At 44.3% G+C, this 22,067-nt stretch carries 22 protein-coding genes; 9 read left to right on the top strand and 13 right to left on the bottom strand.

Features of this window, described 5'->3' with window-relative positions:
- Positions 1-2: 2 nt before the first annotated feature.
- The 8 genes from AB4558_RS00890 to bolA form a co-directional block, all read right to left on the bottom strand.
- Positions 3-1,007, bottom strand: coding sequence for an FAD:protein FMN transferase (locus tag AB4558_RS00890; protein WP_017059913.1), 1,005 nt, complete (start codon positions 1,005-1,007; stop codon positions 3-5).
- A 174-nt stretch (positions 1,008-1,181) separates the two neighbouring features.
- Complete coding sequence (gene nqrF, locus AB4558_RS00895; protein ID WP_017059912.1) at positions 1,182-2,408, bottom strand: NADH:ubiquinone reductase (Na(+)-transporting) subunit F; 1,227 nt, start codon at positions 2,406-2,408, stop codon at positions 1,182-1,184.
- Between the two features lie 29 nt (positions 2,409-2,437).
- Positions 2,438-3,034 (bottom strand): NADH:ubiquinone reductase (Na(+)-transporting) subunit E, encoded by a 597-nt coding sequence (nqrE, locus tag AB4558_RS00900; RefSeq protein WP_009848375.1) that lies wholly within the window; start codon positions 3,032-3,034, stop codon positions 2,438-2,440.
- Positions 3,035-3,041: 7 nt separating this feature from the next.
- Complete coding sequence (locus tag AB4558_RS00905) at positions 3,042-3,674, bottom strand: NADH:ubiquinone reductase (Na(+)-transporting) subunit D (RefSeq protein ID WP_008223083.1); 633 nt, start codon at positions 3,672-3,674, stop codon at positions 3,042-3,044.
- A complete protein-coding gene (locus AB4558_RS00910; RefSeq protein WP_017059911.1) occupies positions 3,674-4,441 on the bottom strand; it encodes a Na(+)-translocating NADH-quinone reductase subunit C in 768 nt (255 codons plus the stop codon). Before AB4558_RS00910 ends, AB4558_RS00905 begins: the two co-directional genes overlap by 1 nt.
- Positions 4,431-5,675 carry an NADH:ubiquinone reductase (Na(+)-transporting) subunit B gene (locus tag AB4558_RS00915; RefSeq protein ID WP_017110204.1) on the bottom strand — a complete coding sequence of 415 codons (1,245 nt, stop codon included), beginning with the start codon at positions 5,673-5,675 and terminating at the stop codon, positions 4,431-4,433. The genes AB4558_RS00910 and AB4558_RS00915 overlap by 11 nt, the downstream gene beginning before the upstream one ends.
- A gap of 5 nt (positions 5,676-5,680) precedes the next feature.
- A complete protein-coding gene (locus AB4558_RS00920; RefSeq protein WP_017080319.1) occupies positions 5,681-7,021 on the bottom strand; it encodes a Na(+)-translocating NADH-quinone reductase subunit A in 1,341 nt (446 codons plus the stop codon).
- A 521-nt stretch (positions 7,022-7,542) separates the two neighbouring features.
- Positions 7,543-7,851 (bottom strand): transcriptional regulator BolA, encoded by a 309-nt coding sequence (bolA, locus tag AB4558_RS00925; RefSeq protein ID WP_017064186.1) that lies wholly within the window; start codon positions 7,849-7,851, stop codon positions 7,543-7,545.
- 174 nt (positions 7,852-8,025) lie between these two features.
- On the opposite strand from bolA, the gene AB4558_RS00930 reads away from it, so the two are divergent.
- From AB4558_RS00930 to AB4558_RS00945, 4 genes are all read left to right on the top strand, one after another.
- The gene (locus AB4558_RS00930; protein WP_017068516.1) at positions 8,026-9,177 is read left to right on the top strand and encodes a methyltransferase; all 1,152 of its coding nucleotides are present in this window, start codon (positions 8,026-8,028) and stop codon (positions 9,175-9,177) included.
- Positions 9,178-9,243: 66 nt separating this feature from the next.
- The gene (locus AB4558_RS00935) at positions 9,244-9,813 is read left to right on the top strand and encodes a YajG family lipoprotein (RefSeq protein WP_017059907.1); all 570 of its coding nucleotides are present in this window, start codon (positions 9,244-9,246) and stop codon (positions 9,811-9,813) included.
- The gene (locus AB4558_RS00940) at positions 9,813-10,361 is read left to right on the top strand and encodes a peptidylprolyl isomerase (RefSeq protein ID WP_372157687.1); all 549 of its coding nucleotides are present in this window, start codon (positions 9,813-9,815) and stop codon (positions 10,359-10,361) included. The genes AB4558_RS00935 and AB4558_RS00940 overlap by 1 nt, the downstream gene beginning before the upstream one ends.
- Positions 10,362-10,414: 53 nt before the next feature.
- Positions 10,415-11,773, top strand: a complete 1,359-nt coding sequence (locus tag AB4558_RS00945) for an AmpG family muropeptide MFS transporter (RefSeq protein WP_372157689.1) — start codon at positions 10,415-10,417, stop codon at positions 11,771-11,773.
- Between the two features lie 66 nt (positions 11,774-11,839).
- Here AB4558_RS00945 and AB4558_RS00950 read toward each other — a convergent pair whose 3' ends face one another.
- Positions 11,840-13,186 carry a DUF4397 domain-containing protein gene (locus tag AB4558_RS00950; protein WP_372157692.1) on the bottom strand — a complete coding sequence of 449 codons (1,347 nt, stop codon included), beginning with the start codon at positions 13,184-13,186 and terminating at the stop codon, positions 11,840-11,842.
- Between the two features lie 586 nt (positions 13,187-13,772).
- On the opposite strand from AB4558_RS00950, the gene AB4558_RS00955 reads away from it, so the two are divergent.
- The 3 genes from AB4558_RS00955 (at position 13,773) to csdA (ending at position 16,891) form a co-directional block, all read left to right on the top strand.
- On the top strand, positions 13,773-14,588 hold the full coding sequence (locus AB4558_RS00955) for an outer membrane protein OmpK (protein ID WP_102320250.1): 816 nt from the start codon (positions 13,773-13,775) through the stop codon (positions 14,586-14,588).
- A gap of 110 nt (positions 14,589-14,698) precedes the next feature.
- Positions 14,699-15,592: a 2-dehydropantoate 2-reductase gene (gene panE, locus AB4558_RS00960; RefSeq protein WP_102333770.1), complete on the top strand. Its 894-nt coding sequence runs from the start codon at positions 14,699-14,701 to the stop codon at positions 15,590-15,592.
- Positions 15,593-15,679: 87 nt separating this feature from the next.
- The gene (gene csdA / locus AB4558_RS00965; RefSeq protein WP_372157695.1) at positions 15,680-16,891 is read left to right on the top strand and encodes a cysteine desulfurase CsdA; all 1,212 of its coding nucleotides are present in this window, start codon (positions 15,680-15,682) and stop codon (positions 16,889-16,891) included.
- Between the two features lie 69 nt (positions 16,892-16,960).
- On the opposite strand, the gene csdE is transcribed toward csdA, so the two are convergent.
- The 4 genes from csdE to AB4558_RS00985 all read right to left on the bottom strand — a co-directional run bounded on the left by csdE (position 16,961) and on the right by AB4558_RS00985 (position 20,021).
- A complete protein-coding gene (gene csdE / locus AB4558_RS00970; RefSeq protein WP_229647796.1) occupies positions 16,961-17,389 on the bottom strand; it encodes a cysteine desulfurase sulfur acceptor subunit CsdE in 429 nt (142 codons plus the stop codon).
- A gap of 41 nt (positions 17,390-17,430) precedes the next feature.
- Entirely contained in the window at positions 17,431-18,240 is an 810-nt protein-coding gene (gene tcdA, locus AB4558_RS00975) for a tRNA cyclic N6-threonylcarbamoyladenosine(37) synthase TcdA (protein WP_016768337.1), read from the bottom strand.
- A 113-nt stretch (positions 18,241-18,353) separates the two neighbouring features.
- Positions 18,354-19,466 carry a murein transglycosylase A gene (gene mltA / locus AB4558_RS00980; RefSeq protein ID WP_372131423.1) on the bottom strand — a complete coding sequence of 371 codons (1,113 nt, stop codon included), beginning with the start codon at positions 19,464-19,466 and terminating at the stop codon, positions 18,354-18,356.
- Positions 19,467-19,547: 81 nt separating this feature from the next.
- The gene (locus tag AB4558_RS00985) at positions 19,548-20,021 is read right to left on the bottom strand and encodes a DUF2850 domain-containing protein (RefSeq protein WP_017064193.1); all 474 of its coding nucleotides are present in this window, start codon (positions 20,019-20,021) and stop codon (positions 19,548-19,550) included.
- A gap of 161 nt (positions 20,022-20,182) precedes the next feature.
- Here AB4558_RS00985 and argA point away from each other — a divergent pair, with 161 nt between their 5' ends.
- The gene (argA, locus tag AB4558_RS00990) at positions 20,183-21,520 is read left to right on the top strand and encodes an amino-acid N-acetyltransferase (RefSeq protein WP_017064194.1); all 1,338 of its coding nucleotides are present in this window, start codon (positions 20,183-20,185) and stop codon (positions 21,518-21,520) included.
- 283 nt (positions 21,521-21,803) lie between these two features.
- Complete coding sequence (locus AB4558_RS00995; protein ID WP_004735192.1) at positions 21,804-21,995, top strand: hypothetical protein; 192 nt, start codon at positions 21,804-21,806, stop codon at positions 21,993-21,995.
- The last annotated feature ends 72 nt before the right edge of the window (positions 21,996-22,067 follow it).

The following is a 22,067-nucleotide window of genomic DNA, read 5'->3' on the forward strand; positions in this document are numbered from 1 at the left end:
CCTTATTTACCTAAGTATGGCTTAAATGCTTCAGAAGCAATTTCTTTAAAGCCATCTGCTGTTTTTACCACCATGAACACTGGGATGTTATGTTGGTTTGCGACTTCCATTCCTTTTTCCTCACCTAAGACCATAAGGCCCGTAGATAAGCCGTCTGCAGTCATTGAAGACGGGTTTAAAACAGTCACAGAAACCACTTTATGGTGAAGAGGTTTTCCTGTTTCAGGGTTGATGATGTGTGAGTAACGAACACCATCACGTTCAAAATAGTTACGGTAATCACCAGAGGTTGCGATAGCCATATCACCCGGCTCGATGATCTCTTGGATATTACGCTCATCAACGCTTGGTTTCTCAATCGCGATACGCCAGCCCACGTTCTCACGGTTTAAACCTTTCAGACGAATTTCGCCACCGACTTCAACCATGTAGTTGTGAATACCGATAGAATCAAGGTAGTCAGCGACGACGTCAACACCCCAACCTTTTGCAATCGTGGATAGATCGACATACAGGTTAGGTAGGTCTTTCTTCAACATGTTGCCTTCAACACTAAGATGATGGATACCAATCTTAGCCTTGCGAGCCGCCAGCTCTTCATCTGATGGCACAACTTCAGGACGAGCTTCAGGACCAAAACCCCATAAGTTAACTAACGGACCAACCGTTACATCCAGAGCTCCTTCAGTAAGACCGTTCAAACGAATCGCTTCTTTCACAACCGTCGCTGTTTGCTCAGATACTTCGAACGCATCCGCACCTTTATGCTGGTTGAAACGGCTTAATTCGGAATCTTCACGGTAAGTCGACATCTGGTCGTTTACTTCTTCAAGTAGACGATCGATCTCTGTATGAACTTCATTAGACTCAGGAAATTCATCACCATTGATGTATTTAATATTGTAACTCGTGCCCATCGTTGGGCCACTCAAATGCACTTGCTCTCTTGACTGCTCACAGCCCGCAAGAAAAATCAAAGAAGTTAATGCAACAAGCCAAATTCTCACTTGCTTACTCCTGTCTAATGTTGAGGATTTATATAAGGAAAAATAAGAGTAAAAAATAGGTATTTTGAATGCCTTACTCTTTCTTATATAAGCCAGTATGTTGTCAAAAGCTGTCTTAGAAAAACAAATGGCTGACTCGTAGGAGTCAGCCATAATATCAATCACTTAAGTGGATTAACCACCGAAGTCATCTAGTAGGATGTTTTCATCTTCTACACCAAGATCTTTCAGCATGCCGATAACAGCAGCGTTCATCATCGGTGGACCACACATGTAGTACTCACAATCTTCAGGAGCTTCGTGATCCTTCAGGTAGTTTTCGTACAGTACGTTGTGGATGAAACCAGTGTAACCGTCCCAGTTGTCCTCTGGTTGAGGATCAGACAGTGCACAGTGCCACACGAAGTTTTCGTTTGCAGCCGCTAGGCCATCGAAATCTTCAATGTAGAACATCTCACGCTTAGAACGCGCGCCATACCAGTAAGACATCTTACGAGTAGACTTAAGACGCTTAAGTTGGTCGAAGATATGAGAACGCATAGGCGCCATACCTGCACCACCACCGATAAATACCATTTCATTGTCTGTGTCTTTAGCAAAGAACTCACCAAATGGACCAGAAATAGTACATTTGTCGCCTTCTTTAAGAGACCAGATGTATGAAGACATAACACCAGGAGCTACGTCAGGGTTGTTTGGCGGCGGAGTTGCGATACGCACGTTAAGCTTGATGATGCCTTTCTCTTCTGGGTATGAAGCCATAGAGTAAGCACGGATCGAATGCTCTTTAACGATAGACTCATAACGGAACAAGTTGAACTTATCCCAGTCACCACGGTATTCCTCAGGAATATCGTAATCTGCGTATTTCACGTGATGTGGTTCAGCTTCAATCTGAATGTAACCACCCGCGCGGAACGGAACTTCTTCACCTTCAGGGATCGCTAGAGCAAGTTCTTTGATGAAAGTAGCTTCGTTGTTATTCGAGATAACAGTACATTCCCACTTTTTAACACCAAAGATATCTTCGTCTAGTTCAATCTCCATGTCAGTTTTCATAGCAACTTGACATGCAAGACGTTCGCCTTCGCGAGCTTCACCTTTTGTGATGTGATCAAGTTCAGTTGGAAGGATGTCGCCACCACCAGACTTAACTTTTACACGACACTGACCACAAGAGCCACCGCCACCACAAGCAGAAGATACGAAGATACCAGCGCCAGCCAGGGCACCAAGTAGCTTGCTACCAGGTTGAGTAACGATCGCCTTTTCAGGGTCGCCGTTTACTGAAATAGTGATGTCACCTGATGGTACTAACTTAGACTTAGCGAAAAGAATCACTAGTACTAGAGCCAGTACAATAATGGTAAACATCGCTACGCCAAGAATAATACTAAACATTTGTTATTCCTTATTACTGGGTGCTTACCCTACAGTTGAACACCAGAGAAAGACATAAAGCCTAACGCCATCAGACCAACAGTAATGAACGTGATACCAAGGCCACGAAGACCTGGAGGTACGTCAGAGTACTTCATCTTCTCACGGATACCCGCAAGAGCAACGATAGCTAACATCCAACCCACACCAGAACCGAAGCCGTAAACAACAGATTCAGCAAAGTTGTAGTCACGAGTTACCATGAAAGATACACCACCAAAGATTGCACAGTTAACTGTGATCAGTGGAAGGAAGATACCTAGTGCGTTGTACAAAGGTGGGAAGAAACGGTCTAGAACCATCTCTAGGATTTGTACAAGTGCCGCGATAACACCGATGAATGCGATGAAGTTAAGGAAACTTAAATCGACACCTTCAACAAGCGCGTTTTCTTTCAGGATGTGTGTGTAAACAAGGTTGTTTACAGGAACAGCGATTGTAAGTACTACAACTACCGCAACACCAAGACCAAAAGAAGTTTTAACTTTCTTAGATACCGCTAGGAATGTACACATACCTAGGAAGAAAGAAAGCGCCATGTTTTCGATGAAAATCGATTTAACTAGCAGACTAATATAATGTTCCATGACTACCTTACCCCTTCGCTTCTACTTGTTCTGGTTTGAACACACGAATTGCCCAAATCAAGAAACCAATTAGGAAGAATGCAGAAGGTGCTAGAAGCATCAAGCCGTTTGGCTGATACCAACCACCGTTGCTCACTAGAGGTAGTACTTCCATACCAAATAGTTTGCCAGAGCCTAGAAGCTCACGGAAGAAACCAACAGTGATAAGAACGAAACCGTAACCAAGACCGTTACCAAGACCATCGATTAGAGATGGGATTGGCGCAGACTTCATTGCGAATGCTTCAGCACGACCCATTACAATACAGTTAGTAATGATTAGGCCTACGAATACAGATAGCTGCTTAGAGATATCGTATAGGTATGCTTTAAGCACTTGGTCTACCACGATTACTAGTGATGCGATAATTGCCATCTGAACGATGATACGCACACTGTTAGGAATGTGGTTACGGATCAAAGAAACGAAGAAGTTAGACAGAGCAGTAACGAACATTACCGCGATAGTCATAACAAATGCTGTTTCTAGCTTAGTGGTTACCGCAAGAGCAGAACACACACCAAGAACCTGTAGCGCGATTGGGTTGTTGTCCAACACCGGCGCTAAGATGCTCTTTTTAATTTCTTTTGCACTAGACATTAGTTCAGACCTCCGTCACGAACTTTTGCTAGGAACGGACCAAAGCCCATATCACCTAACCAGAAGTCAAATGTATGTTGAACACCAACGCTAGTCAGTGTTGCACCAGAAAGGCCATCTACACCGTGCTCAGAACCTTGAGGAGCGCCACCTTTAACAACCTGAATAGCAGGTTTGTGGTTTTCGTCGAATAATTTCTTACCAACGAATTGAGCGCGCCAAGATGGGTTCTCAACTTCACCACCAAGTCCAGGAGTTTCACCTTGCTCGTAGTAAGTGATACCAGAAACTGTGTTGCCATCAGTTTCTACCGCAACGAATGCGTACATCATTGACCATAGACCGTTACCGTGAACAGGGATGATAACTTTAGAAGTTTCAGCGCCATCTTTCACAAGGTATACAGTACCCGTGTTAGCACGACGAAGGATCTTAGCGATGTCATCTTCAGCTGAAAGCTTGATTGACTGAGCTGGATCTTTTGCCGCTTTACGTTGGTCGTATGCAGCAGCATCGCCGTCAACGAAATCGCCAGTAGCGAAATCAACTAGACGAGGTTCAATGTTCTCTGCGTACAGTTCAGGGATATTACCCGCAAGTTCAATGCCCGCAACTTCAAGGATCTTAGTTTGCTGATCTAGAACCGCGTTAGCTTGTTGCTTAGGTTTAAGAACAACTGCAGCTGTTGAAACGATGATTGAGCACACTAGGCTCAATGCGATAACAACAAACAGCGTCTTTTTAATGCTATCGTTATTACTTGCCATAGCGCGCTAGTCTCCGCTTAATGTTCTTCTCGATTACAACGTGGTCAAACAGAGGAGCAAATAGGTTTGCGAATAGAATCGCAAGCATCATGCCTTCTGGGTATGCAGGGTTAACTACACGAATCATTACACACATTGCGCCGATTAGGATGCCGTACCACCACTTACCTTTGTTGGTAAATGAAGCTGATACTGGGTCAGTCGCCATGAAGAACATACCGAATGCGAAGCCACCTAGAACTAGGTGCCAGTGCCAAGGCATGCTGAACATTGCGTTAGTATCAGAACCGATCACGTTAAACAGCGTAGACACAGCAATCATACCGATCATTACACCCGCAATGATGCGCCATGAAGCAATGCCCATGTAAACAATCATTGCTGCACCAATCATAAGTGCAAGCGTTGAAACTTCACCGATAGAACCTGGAATGTTACCAATGAATGCGTCCATCCAAGTGATTGCTTCACCTGATGTTACGTTCATTAGTGCACTACCGCCGCCTTGAGCCCATTGGCTAAGAGCAGTTGCACCAGAGAAGCCATCTGCAGCAGTCCAAACTACGTCACCTGAAATCTGTGCAGGGTATGCAAAGAACAGGAACGCACGACCAGCAAGAGCAGGGTTCAAGAAGTTACGACCCGTACCACCGAAGATCTCTTTCGCAACAACAACACCAAAGGTAATACCTAGTGCTGCTTGCCATAGAGGAAGCGTTGGCGGAACGATAAGCGCAAATAAAATAGAAGTAACAAAGAAACCTTCGTTGACTTCGTGCTTACGCACCATACAGAACAGTACTTCCCAGAAACCACCAACGATAAATACCGTTGCGTAGATAGGTAAGAAGTAAGTCGCACCCAAGAGCATCTTACTGCCCCAACCTGCATCGGCCCCTAAGGAGGCTCCAAGCATTTCGGTTAGCCAGTAATGCCAGTTACCATCAATGATAGAAACTAGTTCTGCACCTGAATACATGTGGTTTAGTGCTGCGATAGCCTGACCACCTGCGTTGTACATACCCCAGAACATTGCTGGGAATACCGCAAGCCAAACCATGATCATGATACGTTTTAAATCAACGCTATCACGGACATGCGAGCTTTTCTTTGTAACAGTACCTGGTGTGTAGAAAAGTGTTGCTGCTGCTTCGTAAAGCGCAAACCACGTTTCGTGTTTACCACCTGGTTCAAAATGATGCTCGATGTCTTCAATAAACTTTTTAAGGCCCATGAAAATTACCCTTCCTTCACAATTGTATCTAGGCATTCACGAAGTAACTGACCGTACTCGTACTTACCAGGACATACAAAGGTACACAGTGCTAAATCTTCTTCATCTAGCTCTAGCGCACCAAGTGCTTGTGCACTATCAACGTCGCCAGCGCATAGATCGCGAAGCAGCAAAGTAGGCTCCATATCTAATGGCATTACTTTCTCGTAGTTACCAATTGGAACCATAGAGCGATCACTACCGTTCGTTGTCGTTGTCATGTTGAACAACTGACCTTTAAACACGTGACCAAGGAATGAACGAGTAACAGAGAACTTGTTCTTACCAGGCATAGCCCAGCCGAATAGCTCTTTATCACGACCTTCACGAAGAACCGAAACTTGTTGATGGTAACGGCCAAGGTAAGCATGTGGACCTGAAGCGTGAACACCAGATAGCACTGAACCTGAGATCAGGCGAACTTCACCTGGCATCAACTCGCTGTCCGTCAACTCTTCAAGGCTAGCACCAATTTGAGTACGAACTAGACGAGGGTTGTTAACTACTGGACCAGCCAGAGAAACAACGCGCTCAGAGTAAATCTCACCAGTAAGGAAAAGCTTACCGAATGCGATCACGTCTTGGTAGTTAATGCTCCACGCTACATTTTGTGCATTTACCGGATACAGGTAATGCATATGCGTGCCTGCAAGACCTGCAGGGTGTGGGCCATCAAAAACATGTTCTTCAACGTTAGACTGAGCTGAACGAGGTAAGCTAGTACCTTTTTTACAAACGTACACTTTACCGTTAGTCAGAGTTGAAAGAAGATCTAAACCAGCAACGAAAGCATCAGACTGCTCGTTAATGATTAATTCTGGCTCAGCTGCTAGCGGATTAGTATCCATAGCAGTAACAAAAATAGCCTGAGTTTCAGAATCAACTGCTGGAACCTTGCTGAACGGACGAGTTCGCAAAGCGGTCCATGCGCCAGACTCAACTAATTGAGCTTTAACCGTTTCACGGTCAAGGCCTACTAGTTGGTTAGCTTCATAGCTATTGAACGTGATTTGCTCATTGCCTGCTACTTCAATCACTACTGATTGAAGAACACGCTTAGCACCACGGTTCACTTCAATAACTTTACCGCTTGCTGGAGAAGTAAATACAACACCTGGGTTCTTTTTATCTGCAAAAAGAACTTGGCCTTTCTTCACTTCATCACCAACGCGAGCATGCATCGTAGGACGCATACCAACGTACTCTTCGCCAAGCAAGGCGACTTTAGTGATGGACTTACCATCATTAATCACCTGGGATGGAGTTCCTGCGATAGGAAGATCCAAACCCTTCTTTATTGTAATCATACGCACTTGCACTACTTTATCGGGAAAAAGATTCTTTTAATTGCGTAAATTCGGGACGTTTTAAAATCGCCCTTAGACACGACATTACAGTGTCCGGTTTTGGTAAATTTGAGATACCAAAATCGCAACATTACATTAATAAACTCATCACAAAGATTATGTGAGATTTATCAGGTGCCGTATTCTAGCATTTTTTGACAACTTGATGCCATGACCAATAACTTGAATACGGCCTTTATTTGGTGAGATTTGAAGCATATGGACTCTCAAATATGTATAAATTTGACGAGCCGCACAGATAAAATGGCTTTTGAAACGTGTTTTAAACAAGAGATTAATACTCTGTCACAAACTATTATTTTAAGATTTATGTTGAAACACTGTTAATAAAAACATTACTCATTGTAGGTATATTTAGTCGTTCAAATTGCCATCAGTTTGAGTGATATAACAACGAAAAACACATAGGTTTGGCGACAAAAAAGGCGGCATAGCCACCTCTTCTATATTCGTAAGCTTTCTTACTTACCGCCACCCATGCACATCGGGCTATCTGGCACGTTATCGAGCTGCTTCATCCATTCATCTTTTGTATAAGTGTGAATGGACAGTGCGTGAATATTGTTCGCTAACTCTTCTGAAAGAGCTTTATTTACCGCTCGATGACGAGCAATAAGACGCAATCCTTCAAACACATCACTGACAACAATCACTTTAAAATGACTCTCAGAACCGGCCGGAACATTGTGCATATAGCTCTCATTAACCACGTTTAAATGACTTGGTGAAAACTCATTGTGCAATTTTGTTTCGATAACTTCTTGGATCATTGTGATTCCTTAATAACGTATTGGCATTATCCGTGGGATGAGTATAAACCCTAAGCGGTCGACTGTCTGAGTATTTGATAGCGAATGGCGTAGGTTTGCTTGAGTTTTTTCTATCTTGTTCAGCCTGCATTTGAGACAATATCTTTGTTATTTCTTACATAAGTATCTCAAGCAATGAAAACCGAACTTACCCTTCACGATAGAACTTTAACCTTACATCGTTTCCCGAAACGTTCAAATGAAACCCTTCAAGCTTGGGATGCGGGCGACGAATACCTGATCAGTCATGTTGAAGAGATGAACCTCGAACCTGGCAAACACATCCTGATCATGAACGACAGCTTCGGTGCCCTATCCGCTTGGTTCTCGAAAGATCATGATGTCACTATGATGAGCGACTCATTTATCTCTCACCGTGGTGCCCTGAAAAACTTGCAGCGCAATCAAAGTAACCGAGTGAACTTCTTGAACACGATGGATGATATCCCACACGGTATCGATCTTGTGATCATGCAGCTGCCAAAAACAAATCGTCACCTAATCTGGCAATTGAGTCAGCTACGCCAAGCATTGCCTGAAGGCTGCCAAGTGATCGGCGTCAACAAGGTAAAAGAGATTCACACCTCTACGCTTAACCTGTTCGAAAAATACCTAGGCGAAACCAAAACATCACTAGCGAAGAAAAAACACCGCTTAGTCTTCTCATCTCCAAACTGCCAGCCAATTCAAACGGTAGAGCCTTTTGTTGAATGGGATGTAGACGGTGAAGATATCCGCCTGAAAAATTTACCAAATGTTTACTCAGGGGAAGCACTCGATCAAGGCGCTCGCTATATGCTAGAGCACATCCCACAAGATCCTGAGCTACGTCATATCATCGATCTTGGTTGTGGCAACGGTGTATTGAGTGTAAAGGCAGGGCAATTGAACCCACAAGCCCGTATCACCTGTGTGGATGAAAGCTTTATGGCGGTGGAATCGGCGCGCCAAAACGTCAAAGATAACCTTGGTGAAGAAGGCAACTTCCAGTTCATCGCCAACAACTGTTTAGATGGCTTCAAGAAAAACAGCACCTACTTAGTGATGTGTAATCCTCCATTCCATCAGCAACAAGCGATTACGGATCACATTGCGTGGCAAATGTTCTGTGATGCAAAGCATGTTCTAAGCAATGGAGGCAAATTAATTGTTATTGGCAACCGACACCTCGGATACGATGTCAAACTAGCAAGACTATTTGGTGAAGCTAACGTTGAAACGCTTGAACTAAACCAAAAATTTGAGATATTACAAGCAACAAGAGAACCTGCGAATTTTAATAAATGAGCAGAAACGACTTCACAAGAATTTAAGATACCGAGCTTCTGGTGTGAATTTAGAAAGGATAAAGGAATGAAAAAACTGATTTTGGCTGCTTCTATTATGGCTTTGACAGCATGTTCAGCCCCTCAGCAAGAACAGATCAATGTAATGCCAGAAGCTTCACTAAGCTCAAGCAACCTTGTACAAGGCAAAACATACACACTAACCAGTAAAGATGTTCGTGCCGCTCAATATGTTGCATTGGTTGATAGTGGCCGTTCAAACATTCAGCCAATTCACGCTAAGCAAAACATGCGTATTTCTCTAGAAAATGCTGTTGCACAGCAGTTAGAGTCTCAAGGTTTTCGTGCGAGCGTAAACAGTGAAAACTCGATTGTTTTAGAGATTCAAGAAGCACTCGTTACCGTAGAGCACACCATTATGGAAAACAAAATGGACGGTAAAGTAACGCTTGAAGTTACCGCTGAAACGCCTGAAGGCAAACTAGTTAAAACATTCAACGGCACTGCAACACGCACTGGTGCATTGAGTGCATCTAACGACGACATCTCTATGGTTCTTAATGACGTGATCAACTTGGTTCTTACTGAGATCGCTAACGACCAAGAGCTACAAACTTACATGAAGGAACGTTTCTAATGGGTCGTATTTTATCTTCTATCGCATTAATGCTAGTGAGCGTGAGCGTTTGGGCTGGTCCTAAAGTAAACGTGGAAACAACATTAGGCGACTTCACTATTGAGCTAAACCAAGAACAAGCACCGGTTAGCGCGGAGAACTTCCTAAAATACGTTGCAGACGGCAGCTACGAAAGCACTATCTTCCACCGTGTTATCCCTGGTTTCATGGCACAAGGTGGCGGCTTCGATCAAGACATGAATCAACAAGCGACTTATGCTCCTATCAAGAATGAAGGCAGCAACGGCCTGAAGAACGATACAGCAACAATCGCTATGGCTCGTACTAATGCGCCAGATTCTGCAACTCGCCAGTTCTTCATTAACTTCTCTGATAATGATTTCTTGAACGAAAAAGGTGGTAACCCAGGCTACGCTGTATTTGGCAAAGTAACTGAAGGTTTTGATGTTGTTCAAAAGATGGCAACGATTCCAACCAAGCGAATGGGCCGCATGTCAGACATCCCAGTCGACCCAATCGTCATCACTAAAGTGACCCTTCTTAAGTAATCCAATGTAACGCCCTTATTTCTTAAGGGCGTTTTTCTATACAAGGACGCCCTATGTCATCAGGCACTCCCTCTCTTTCTTGGATGCAGACTTTTCGCAGCTACCTAGATAAACGTCTACTTTGGGTGTTTATGCTCGGCTGTTCGAGTGGCTTCCCATGGGTTCTTATTGGATCCAACATGTCTGGCTGGCTAAAAGATGCAGGTTTAACGCGTGCTGCCATTGGCTACTTTGGTAGTGTGTTTGCCGTGTATGCGATTAACTTTTTATGGGCACCATTGGTAGACCGAGTAAAACTGCCGGTGCTTCACGCAATACTCGGCCAGCGCCGCAGTTGGATCTTTTTCTGCCAAACCATTGTTTTAATCGGTACCTTATTCATCGCAGGCGTCAATCCCGCAGAGAACTTGGCGTTTACTTCAATGTTGGCGCTCGCTATTGCCATTGCCTCAGCCACGCAAGACATCGCGATTGATGCATTTCGTATTGATACCTTCCCAAAATCCGAAGCATCAAAACTGCCGCAAGCTTCTGCAATGGCCGTAATTGGTTGGTGGACGGGGTATTCTCTACCAGGCTACCTTGCCTTTATTAACGCAGACTCAATCGGTTGGAATGGCGTGTATTACGGAATGGCAGGCGTCGTTGTCGTACTAATGCTGTTTACTCTTTTTGTCGGAGAGCCAAATACACAACGCGAAGCCCTGCAAGAACAGGCTCAGCAACGCCACAATAAGGTTGTCGGTTCGAAAGTCGTGGCTTGGTTCAGTGTTACCGTGTTAGAACCGTTTTATGACTTCTTCAAACGAAACGGAGTTCAAGTTGCCATCACCCTACTGCTGTTCGTATTCCTATTTAAGATAGGTGAAGCCTTCCTAGGTCGCATGTCGATCACCTTCTATAAAGAGATAGGTTTCAGTAACGAACAGATCGGCCACTATTCGAAGTTAATTGGTTGGGGCGCAACCATATTCTTCACTTTGGTAGGCAGCGTCTTCAATGTAAAATTCGGCATTGTACGCGGACTGATGATTGGCGGTGTTGCCATGGCAGCCAGTAATCTAATGTTTGCATGGATCGCTCAAGCAGGCCCAAGTGAAACACTGTTCTTGGCAACGATTATTGTCGATAACTTCACGACCGCCTTTTCAACAGTAGCTTTTGTCTCTTTCTTAACGTTATTAACTGGGCAGGCCTTCTCTGCAACCCAATATGCATTACTCGCATCCTTGGGTAACTTCGGTCGAACAACACTGGCTTCATTTAGTGGTGAATTGGTCGATTACCTCAATGATTGGTCAACCTTCTTTATACTGACCGCACTTATGGTGATTCCAAGTTTGATCATGCTCTACTCGTTACGCCACTTTTTCACGGATTTATTAGAGAAAGCCAAAACTAACCAAGAATAGAGTCAAAGAAAACAAATAAGAAGAGGGTAGCATTGATCTACCCTCTTCTACGTTCTGTCTTCAGATCTAGTCTGTTGTTTCACTGACAATTAGGTTAAAACCCGTACCCATCGAATCATCAATCGCCACGACTTGATACACCACACCATCAGCTAAGGTTGCGGGCGCAGAGTCGATAGCCACAACTGACGGCTGACCCGCTACAGTAATCGTCACAAAGTAAGACCCCGCCGCAACATAAATGCCATTCGCATAATCTCTGAATTTCACATCACTTAGCGCCGGAGTGCTACCAGAGATCCCCGCGTTTTCTGTTAAGTAGATATCCACCGATGCCGCAATTGGGTTAGCAGCGGCGTGGGTAATGTTTAACACCGCACTGGTCGCAACCGGACGACGGTTTTCAGGAACAACCAAAGGTTCCAAATTCAGTGGACTTACTGTCCCTACCGCATAGATGCTGTAATCCATACCAGCAAATACCGCGACTCCATCTGCATCAATCAGTGCATTGGTTGTAGTGCCATCAGCAAAGATGTCAATATCATAACTGTCTGCTGCTAAATCTAAGAAACCGCGAATTTCTTTAAACATTAAACCATCAAGAGGAGCAAACTTAGCAGAATTAACAAATACATCTACAGCTGGTGCGCCATCGACCAAATGCCCGACTCTTACTTCGGCAGTTTCTGCCATGTCGTATATTAACGATGATCCACTACCGTCCATCACCATCAACTTCACCGGAGATACACTGTTTGAGTCAGCTCTTGATACCGCTGCAATAGTTAGCTCGCTACCGCCAGCCAGAGTTATTTCTCCGGAGTCAAAAGCAATAGCATTGCCGCTCACGGTTTCTAATCTCACTCGGTATTGCCCTGCTGGAATATTGAGTACGTCAGTAAAGTCTTTATAACCGAGAGTGCCAAGCGGAGCACCCAATGGATCATTCGGCGCCGTTACGTATAAGTTCACATCTCCAACCCCTGTTGCCGCGTGAACAACTTGCACATCTAAACTTGAACTCGTTGCCGTTCCTGCAGCAGGGCGAGTAACAACCAAAGCCTCTACAGGATTGTTGGATCCATCGGCGTCGCCTACAACCATCACGGTGTAATCTAATTCACCGCTTAAATCGAATTGGCTTGGAGAAATAACAGTAGCAACAGCGTCACCTGGGAGTTGAACATCGACTTGAAGAGTTGTCTGTCCTTGATCTACTGAGGCGTATCCGGATGCCTGAGCATAATCGACACCGCTCCAACGAGCCTGGCTATTGACTAAAACGTTAGCTAAAGGCGCATCTGGCGATGCATGTACAGCTTGTAGTTGAGTTGTTGGTTCATCGTCATCATCACACCCAACAATGAAAAGGGCTGATATCGCTACAGCGAGTATAGGTGAATATTTCATCGGTCTTCTCTCCAAAAAAGTTAGACCAGTTCGTCACACAAATGATTAGTCCAATAACTAATCTTTAAAAAGTATTTCAAAATCTAGTGCAGTGAACTGTCTTTAATTCTCCGTGATTCAAAAAGTAGCTAGGTTCAAATCCCTAGGCAGTCATCACATGAGTTGTCCATCAATTGATTCCAACTCCACTACGCTGTTGGTCAAAAATAGATCAAAGACGAGATTAAGAGGTGGTTTGAATGAGTCATTTTTTAAGAGAAAACGCTTAGAAAAGAATACTGTTGATTTTGATATGCATATCACTCTAATTAGTAGAATCGTTTGCTTAGCGCAGTATTTCACCTATTTATCCACAAAATAATCGAATTTCACAAAATCAATAGAATTAGAGGTGCATCAAAATGCATTACCACCGTAAAGTTCCATCATTTAGATCATTAGTGTGATCAACCTCACCTTAATAATTGTAATTTTCACTCTGTCTCACTTTTATTTGAGAACAAAATCGCTATTATGCTCGGCATTCGGACATCATAAACACGCACGGATTAGCGGGTTACTTATTTCAAACATAGAGAGTTCCATTATGCGTAAATCACTTTTAACTCTTGGCCTACTTGCAGCAACTTCTGCTCCAGTAATGGCAGCGGATTATTCTGACGGCGACATCCATAAAAACGATTACAAATGGATGCAGTTCAACATCATGGGTGCAATCAACGAGAAAGGTCCTTACGAATCTACTCATGATTACCTAGAGATGGAATTTGGTGGTCGCTCTGGAATCTTCGACCTTTACGGCTATGTTGATGTATTTAACCTAACATCAGACTCAAGCAGCGACAAAGCAGACAAAGATGGCAAAATCTTCATGAAGTTTGCTCCTCGTATGTCTCTTGACGGCCTAACTGGTAAAGACCTTTCTTTCGGTCCAGTTGAAGAACTATACCTTTCAACTCTTTTCGAGTGGGATGGTAACAACGGTGGTGTTAACACTCAGAAAGTTGGTCTAGGTTCTGACGTAATGGTTCCATGGTTCGGTAAAATGGGTCTAAACCTTTACGGTACATACGACTCAAACCAAAAAGATTGGAACGGTTTCCAAATCTCGACTAACTGGTTCAAGCCATTCTACTTCTTCGAGAACGGTTCATTCATCTCTTACCAAGGTTACATTGATTACCAATTCGGTATGAAAGATGAGTACGCTCAAGTAAGCAACGGCGGCGCAATGTTCAACGGTATCTACTGGCACTCAGATCGTTTTGCAGTTGGTTACGGCCTGAAACTATACAGCGATGTATACGGCTTTAAAGATGGTGCAGACCTACCATGGGACGCTTCTTCACAAGCTGATTCTTCTGGCGTAGGTCACTACGTTGCAGTAACTTACAAGTTCTAATCGAACTTCTAAGAAAAGTTTCCAAAATGGCACCCTCGGTGCCATTTTTTATTGCTTTCATTTATGGCCTCGTTATCCTTGCAGCATCATTTTCTTATCTCGGTATTGCTGTGAATATCACGATTGTAGGGCCTGGTGCTATCGGCTCTTTATGGGCAATAAAACTGCTTCAAGCTGGTCATAATGTCTCTTTGTGGAGCCGTTCTTCCGACCACTCCATTGAGCTATCACTTGATGGACAACCCTCTCTCCCTATCAGTAACAACAATATCGAACGATTAGCCGCGAGTGATCTGGTTATCTTCACCGTCAAGGCTTGGCAAGTCGAAACCGCAACCACTCCGCTCCTCCAACATCTCGACCCAGACACCATTCTCATGTTCATGCACAATGGAATGGGCGCGGTCGATAATATTGCTACTCAAATTAATGCTCACCCGATAGTATTGGCAACCACGACCCAAGCCGCATTCAAACCTGATCGTAATAGTGTATCTCATACAGGAATAGGACAAACCCAGTTGGGTGCTTTTAACCAAACGGGTCAACAGTGCACGTTTTTGGTTGATGTATTGGATGATGCTCTCCCCACTGTGAGTTGGAACCCACAAATAGAAACCGCGCTTTGGGCTAAACTCGCCATCAATTGTGCTATCAATCCACTTACTGGGTTGGAACAAATCAAGAATGGTGAACTTGCAGACCAAAGGTTTGAGGGTATTTTAAGTTCTATCGTTGAAGAGCTCACACAAGTTATGCAGGCCGAAGAGATCGCTTGTTCATTCGACGGATTAGAAGCAAGTGTCAAGCAGGTCATCCAAGCCACGGCGCAGAACAACTCATCCATGAAGCAGGATATGTTTTACCAACGCAAGACAGAGATCGACTTCATCACTGGACACCTAATAAAAACAGCGCTTAAACATCAGATAGAAGTTCCTGTTAACCAAAAGCTGTTCAATCAGGTCAAAGAGCAAGAAAATAGCTGGAATCATCAAGATTAGTCAGCAACGGTCAACAAGTCGCGATAAAATAACAATACCGCTAAGCATAACGCTGGCACCAATTTCCAAGATTTTAGGTAAGAATAGATGCTTGATATCAATCACATCCGAGAGCAGTTTCCTGCGCTATCACAAACCATCAATCAACAACCATTGATTTACTTAGACAGCGCGGCAACGACACAGAAGCCTCAGGTGGTTATTGATGCCATTAGCCAATATTACTCGAAGCAGAATGCCAATGTGCACCGTGGTAGCCATAGCTTAACAGCGAACGCGACCAGTCAGTTTGAAGCTGCCAGAGATAAGGTCGCTCAGTTTATCGGTGCAAGCTCTTCAAAAGAGATCATCTGGACTCGCGGTGCAACCGAAGCGCTCAATTTAATTGCTCAAACTTACGCAAGAAGTATTCTTCAGCCTGGCGATGAGATCTTAGTGAGTGAAATGGAGCATCACGCTAACATAGTTCCTTGGCAAATTGTGGCAGAACAAACCGGGGCTAAAGTCGTTAAAGTACCAATGACATCGGATTGCGAATTTGACCTAGTCGCGTTTGATACGCTTTTAAATGAACGAACCAAGATTGTTGCATTAGCTCAGATAACCAACGTCACGGGCTCACGTCAGCCGATTGAGCAAGTGATCGAAAAAGCCCACCAGATGAATGCGATTGTGGTGGTGGATGGTGCACAAGGTATCGTTCATGAACCCGTAGATGTTTCATCTTTAGGTGCGGATTTCTACGTATTCTCTGGACACAAGCTCTATGCCCCTGCGGGCATCGGTGTGCTTTACGGCAAGCTTGAATTGTTAGAAGCGATGCCACCTTGGCATGGTGGTGGCAAAATGGTCGAGCGCGTCTCTTTCTCTGGCACTACTTTTTCAGAACTGCCTGGCAAATTCGAAGCGGGCACGCCAAATGTGGCAGGAGCCATAGCACTAAGCACCGCAATAGAATGGTTAAGTGGTTTTGTACAACAAGATGTCGAAAATCATATCCACCAACTACAACACGAGACTTATCTTGCTCTCAGTAAACTGGATGACATTCAGATTTTAGGGTATCAACCTAACGCAAGTGTGATTACTTTTGTGATGGATGGTGTTCACCATCAAGATATAGCGACTCTACTGGATCAGCAAGGTATCGCAGTACGTGCAGGACATCATTGTGCTCACCCATTAATGGATGCACTTAATGTGAAAGGAACGGTGCGAATTTCATTTGGTATTTACAACACCATGGAGGATGTTGAAAAACTCATCGCGGCAATAGAAAAAGCCGTTGATATGCTTTAGGGAGTAGCGAAATTACTTAGGGTTGGCGTTTAACGTCAACCCTTTTTGCTTCTGTGTATCAAGGAGATATTAAGCACTTAGCTCTTGGATTTGAGCAACAATCGCTTTTAATCCATTACCGCGAGATGGGCTAAGGTGGGTAATTAGACCGATTTGTTCAAAGTAACCATCAATATCGAACGCTTGAACCTGCTCTGATGTTTTTCCATCATACGCAGCCATTACTAATGCAATCAGACCGCGAACGATACGCGCATCAGAATCAGCACAAAAGTGCCAAACACCGTCGATATTCTGAGAAACCAACCACACTTGGCTTTCACAGCCAGAGACAACCACCTGCTCACTTTTCAGTTCATCAGGCATCGTTGGCAGTTTCTTGCCCCATTGAATCACTTGACGATAACGGTCTTCCCAACCGCTGAAAGTCTGCATCTTTGCGACAATATCATCACTGGTAATTTCTTGGCCGAATGGAGAACTTGGAAATGACGTCATTTTTATATCCAGTAAATTCTTAGTAAGCTCAAAGTAACGAGTTACTTAGTATGCTTTTGAACGATCTTTTCTACGATACGTGAAACCGCCACAAAACCAAACGTAGCCGTTACCACCGTTGCTGCGCCAAAACCTGTCGCACAATCCATTCGTTTTGGCCCTTCTGCGGTCGCTTTCGCAGCACATACACTGCCGTCAGCTTGAGGATATTTAAGTTGCTCAGTCGAGAACACACAATCGATGCCAAACTTACGTGCTGGGTTCTTAGGGAAATTGTGATGACGACGTAATGTGTCTTTCAATTTCTTCGCTAACGGGTCTTGAATCGTCTTAGTCAGATCAGCCACTTTGATTTGAGTTGGGTCGACTTGGCCACCCGCACCACCCGTGGTGATCACTTTGATTTTGTTACTACGACAATACGCCAACAGCGAAGCCTTAGCTTTCATGCTATCAATCGCATCGAGAACAAAATCGAACTCTTTCGACAAATACTCAGCCTGATTGTCAGGACCAATAAAGTCATCAATCAGGTTCACTTTACACTCAGGGTTAATCAACTTAACGCGCTCAGCCATCACTTCGATTTTGCTCTTGCCAACCGTACCCGACATAGCGTGGATCTGACGGTTAATGTTAGTCACGCACACGTCATCCATATCGATCAACGTTAGCTCACCTAAACCAGTACGTGCAAGCGCTTCAACCGCCCATGAACCGACGCCACCAATACCGATCACACACACATGTGCCGCTCTAAGTATGTCGACTTCACTATTGCCATACAGACGGCGAGTGCCACCAAATCGTTGGTCATAGTTTTCTGAAGCTGGTGTGGTCAATTCACGCATTATTGCCGCCAATTTATTTCTGAGAAAAAGAAAAGAGTGCGTTTTATACGCACTCTTGAATTAAAAGTCTAGGGGATTAGCGATTCGCTTTCAATGCTCTATTTTATCGTCGTTTACTCAACCTTCTCAGGAGGCAAAGCCCAAGGCGTTTCGGTTGCAGAGCCATCTAGGCCAAGTTTCCATACACGACCAAAGTGCTTGTAATGGCCCGCTTCTGTACCCGCTCGAGGGCCCATGCCGTGGTAAAGGTCCAAATGGTTTTGCTTAACCGCGCCGCCCGTATCCAAAACCAATAGCAGTCTTAGTTGATGAGCGCCGCTCCAAGTACCATCAGCATTCAGTAGTGGAACCTCAGCAAGAATCGGTGTTCCCATAGGTAAGATAGAGCGATCGCCCGCTACCGCCGCCATCGGTAATAGAGGAATGCCCGCGCTGCCCATTACCGATAGGTCGTCTCTCGCTTCAAAGAAAACGAAAGAAGGGTTTTGCTCAAGCAGCTCTTTCACTACTTCAGGATCGTTTGCCAATACCCACTCTTTGATTGCTTTTAGCGACATTTTTTCGCGTGGAACTAAGCCTCGTTCAATCAGAACACGGCCAATGCTCACATAAGCTTTATTATTCTTACCCGCGTAGGCGAAATACTGCAGCGTGTCATCATCACCGAAGTGCACAAATCCACTGCCCTGCACTTCCATCATAAATGGGTCGATGCGGTTTGCTGAATAACCTAACTCAAGGCCTTGACCTTCTAATGCGCCGTTGTAAATCTCTTCGCGTGTTGGACACTCTTTGCCACACTCAGGAAGCCCGTAAACAGGGTAACGATATTCTTCATTCGCTTCGTGGCGCAGCTCCATCACAGGAGAAAAGTAGCCCGTGAACAAAACATTGCCTTGTTTATCACCACCACCTAGTTGAGCGGTTTGAACGCCAAAATTCGCTAGCTCGCTTGGATCTCCACTCAGCATCGCCCACTCATTGAGTTGTTGATAAAGCGGCTCATAGATTTTAGCCATCGAAGGGGATTTAGAAACCACCATCTCAGCTTGTTCTGCAAATGCGGTGTAGTCTCTTGGTTTATTGGATTCAACCTGATCGACCTTATTCAAGGTGCGAGGAAATTCGTCATCAAGGTGTTGCTGAGCAAGATCAGTGGGTTGAGCACAGCCAAATAACAAAGAGGCAGCGACAAGGGGAAGCCATTTTTTAATCACAAGAGTCATCCTAAAAATTCTATGCATCGAGGATGACAAAAACAGTCAGATAACACAATCTTAGATTGTAAGAGTTTACAAGAAGATAACCTATCGGACGGAGTTATCGATATGGCCCTTAAGGCGGAAAATGGGATTGTAGTGACTGTCAGAATCGAGCACCATTTCTGTATTGTCAGAATTGGTCATGCGGAAGCGATAGGTTTTATCACCCGCCTTGTATTCAAAGTAGTTTCCATCAAAGTCAAAGCTCGTCGAAACAACAGACCCACGAACTGACACACCATTAGCATTCAGAACAAACTCATCGGTCGCATAATGTGCAACATCTTGCTCTATCCAAGTGCCGTATATCAGATTGTCGGGCGTCGCCGCATTTTGCACTCGGGAAAGCACATCGCCGAACAAAGAAACCACCGCAAACGAACCCACTAAGGCTAGAACCATTAAACAGCGTTCAATGATCTTACGCTTCAACTTAGATTGATTGCGCTGATCAGCTTCGCTGTAGAGACCTTTGGTTATCTCATCGATTTTGTTCTTTGTTGCTGGAGCTTGTTGCATTCGGTGACTACTCATAAGGATGCTATGCGCATTCTACACTGAGACAGTTTATATATTGAAGCCTAGATAAGAATAGTTTGCGCTTTATTCCAAAAAGGTGTTGTTTACATTTGAATTTAAATGCTAAATTATCGAATAAATAAACAAAATGGACTTGTTCTGTGAAATTAAGAAGTACAGCGCTAGTAAAAGGTTTCAGACAATCAACCCCTTACGTAAATGCTCACCGTGGCAAAACCATGGTCATTATGCTGGGAGGCGAAGCCGTTGCCGACAGGAACTTTGGTAACATTATTAGTGATATAGCCTTGCTCCACAGCCTTGGAGTAAAGATTGTTCTCGTTCACGGGGCAAGACCGCAGATCAACCAATTGCTCGCCAAGCAAGATTGCCATACGCCTTATCACAAGAATATTAGGGTCACTGATGAATATTCTTTGGGCGTCGCTATGCAGGCTGCTGGACAGCTTCAACTTGCCATCACCGCACGCCTCTCAATGAGCTTAAACAACACGCCGATGGCAGGCACTCAACTCAATGTTATGAGTGGTAACTTCATTACGGCTCAACCGCTTGGCGTGGATGACGGTACGGATTATTGCCACAGCGGGCGTATTCGTCGAATCGATATCGAAGGGATCAATCGCACGCTTGACCAAGGTTCAATTGTACTGCTTGGCCCTATTGCCAGCTCCGTGACAGGCGAAAGCTTTAACCTACTTTCTGAAGAGGTCGCTACCCAAGTTGCTATTCGTCTAAAGGCCGACAAGCTGATTGGCTTCTGCTCCGAACAAGGGGTAACAGATGAACGCGGTAACGTGCTCGCCGAACTCTTCCCTAAAGATGCCAAGCAAATTCTAGAACGATTAACGGAATCTCAAAATCCTGCCGAAGACATGAGCACAGGAACACTGCGCTTCTTGAAAGGAGCGATCTCCGCTTGTCGAGCTGGTGTGCCTCGTTGTCATCTAATCAGCTACAAGGTAGATGGCGCATTAATCCAAGAGTTGTTCTCTTTCGATGGTATTGGAACCCAAGTAGTGATGGCGAGCGCCGAGCAAGTAAGACAAGCTCAGATCGACGATATTGGCGGCATCTTTGACCTTATTCGCCCTCTTGAAGAACAAGGCATCTTAGTGCGCCGCTCTCGAGAACAGCTAGAGCAAGAAATCCACCGATTTACCATTATTGAAAAAGACGGGCTGATTATCGGTTGCGCAGCGCTTTACGCATACCCGGAAGATCATATGGCGGAGATGGCGTGCGTGGCTATTCATCCTGATTATCGTGATGGCAACCGCGGGCAAATATTACTGGACTACATGCGTCATCAATCGAAGTCTCGTGATATCGACCAAATTTTCGTTTTAACCACACATAGCCTGCATTGGTTCCGTGAACAAGGGTTTTACGAGATCGGAGTTGATGAGCTACCGATGGAAAAACAGGGGCTGTACAACTATCAACGTAACTCAAAAATCTTAGCGTTAAATGTGTAAATAAAGTTTTGGACTAAAATCTCACTTCAAAGGAAAAATAATTGCAAATGTAATCGTTTTCTATATGAGATTTATTAACTATGCACTTTCACTCACACGTATAATTGTATAGAATTTAGACGCTTTAATAATCTTAACAAATGTTTTTATTGGAATTGCCATCTCGATAGTCATGTCGAACTCATTGAGGTGGTCACTGCACGGATTGCTATACCCGTTGACGGCCAGCACGCTAACATTAGCTCTGCTCGTTAATATAAACAGCAAAAAGAGCAATATTGATATGAGAACCATTGTTTGTAACTCGCTGCAAAGTTTTTGGGATATGGCTGATAACCAATTCTTAGAAGGGCTAGACGTACACTGCGTGTTCCCTGTGAGCGAGAATCTAAAAGAGTTTATTTTGAATTGCCAAGCAAAATACAAGATAAACCACATATCGTTTACTCGAGCGTTTTTAAGCAAAGAGTCTTAATAACGTTCAAAGCAACCAGGGATGGTTGCTTTGTGTTTATCTAGCTTAAGTTCAAGTCCTTTCTAACAGTAA

The sequence above is a fragment of the Vibrio sp. 10N.222.51.C5 genome, from assembly GCF_041474575.1.
In the GTDB taxonomy this organism is placed as follows: domain Bacteria; phylum Pseudomonadota; class Gammaproteobacteria; order Enterobacterales; family Vibrionaceae; genus Vibrio; species Vibrio crassostreae_C.

Excerpts from the sequence above, each read along its gene's own strand:
- nqrF (WP_017059912.1), bottom strand. The coding sequence starts at position 2,408 with ATGTTTAGTATTATTCTTGGCGTAGCGATGTTTACCATTATTGTACTG.
- nqrE (WP_009848375.1), bottom strand. The coding sequence starts at position 3,034 with ATGGAACATTATATTAGTCTGCTAGTTAAATCGATTTTCATCGAAAAC.
- AB4558_RS00905 (WP_008223083.1), bottom strand. The coding sequence starts at position 3,674 with ATGTCTAGTGCAAAAGAAATTAAAAAGAGCATCTTAGCGCCGGTGTTG.
- AB4558_RS00910 (WP_017059911.1), bottom strand. The coding sequence starts at position 4,441 with ATGGCAAGTAATAACGATAGCATTAAAAAGACGCTGTTTGTTGTTATC.
- AB4558_RS00915 (WP_017110204.1), bottom strand. The coding sequence starts at position 5,675 with ATGGGCCTTAAAAAGTTTATTGAAGACATCGAGCATCATTTTGAACCA.
- AB4558_RS00920 (WP_017080319.1), bottom strand. The coding sequence starts at position 7,021 with ATGATTACAATAAAGAAGGGTTTGGATCTTCCTATCGCAGGAACTCCA.
- bolA (WP_017064186.1), bottom strand. The coding sequence starts at position 7,851 with ATGATCCAAGAAGTTATCGAAACAAAATTGCACAATGAGTTTTCACCA.
- AB4558_RS00930 (WP_017068516.1), top strand. The coding sequence starts at position 8,026 with ATGAAAACCGAACTTACCCTTCACGATAGAACTTTAACCTTACATCGT.
- AB4558_RS00935 (WP_017059907.1), top strand. The coding sequence starts at position 9,244 with ATGAAAAAACTGATTTTGGCTGCTTCTATTATGGCTTTGACAGCATGT.
- AB4558_RS00940 (WP_372157687.1), top strand. The coding sequence starts at position 9,813 with ATGGGTCGTATTTTATCTTCTATCGCATTAATGCTAGTGAGCGTGAGC.
- AB4558_RS00945 (WP_372157689.1), top strand. The coding sequence starts at position 10,415 with ATGTCATCAGGCACTCCCTCTCTTTCTTGGATGCAGACTTTTCGCAGC.
- AB4558_RS00950 (WP_372157692.1), bottom strand. The coding sequence starts at position 13,186 with ATGAAATATTCACCTATACTCGCTGTAGCGATATCAGCCCTTTTCATT.
- AB4558_RS00955 (WP_102320250.1), top strand. The coding sequence starts at position 13,773 with ATGCGTAAATCACTTTTAACTCTTGGCCTACTTGCAGCAACTTCTGCT.
- csdA (WP_372157695.1), top strand. The coding sequence starts at position 15,680 with ATGCTTGATATCAATCACATCCGAGAGCAGTTTCCTGCGCTATCACAA.
- csdE (WP_229647796.1), bottom strand. The coding sequence starts at position 17,389 with ATGACGTCATTTCCAAGTTCTCCATTCGGCCAAGAAATTACCAGTGAT.
- tcdA (WP_016768337.1), bottom strand. The coding sequence starts at position 18,240 with ATGCGTGAATTGACCACACCAGCTTCAGAAAACTATGACCAACGATTT.
- mltA (WP_372131423.1), bottom strand. The coding sequence starts at position 19,466 with ATGACTCTTGTGATTAAAAAATGGCTTCCCCTTGTCGCTGCCTCTTTG.
- AB4558_RS00985 (WP_017064193.1), bottom strand. The coding sequence starts at position 20,021 with ATGCAACAAGCTCCAGCAACAAAGAACAAAATCGATGAGATAACCAAA.
- AB4558_RS00995 (WP_004735192.1), top strand. The coding sequence starts at position 21,804 with ATGAGAACCATTGTTTGTAACTCGCTGCAAAGTTTTTGGGATATGGCT.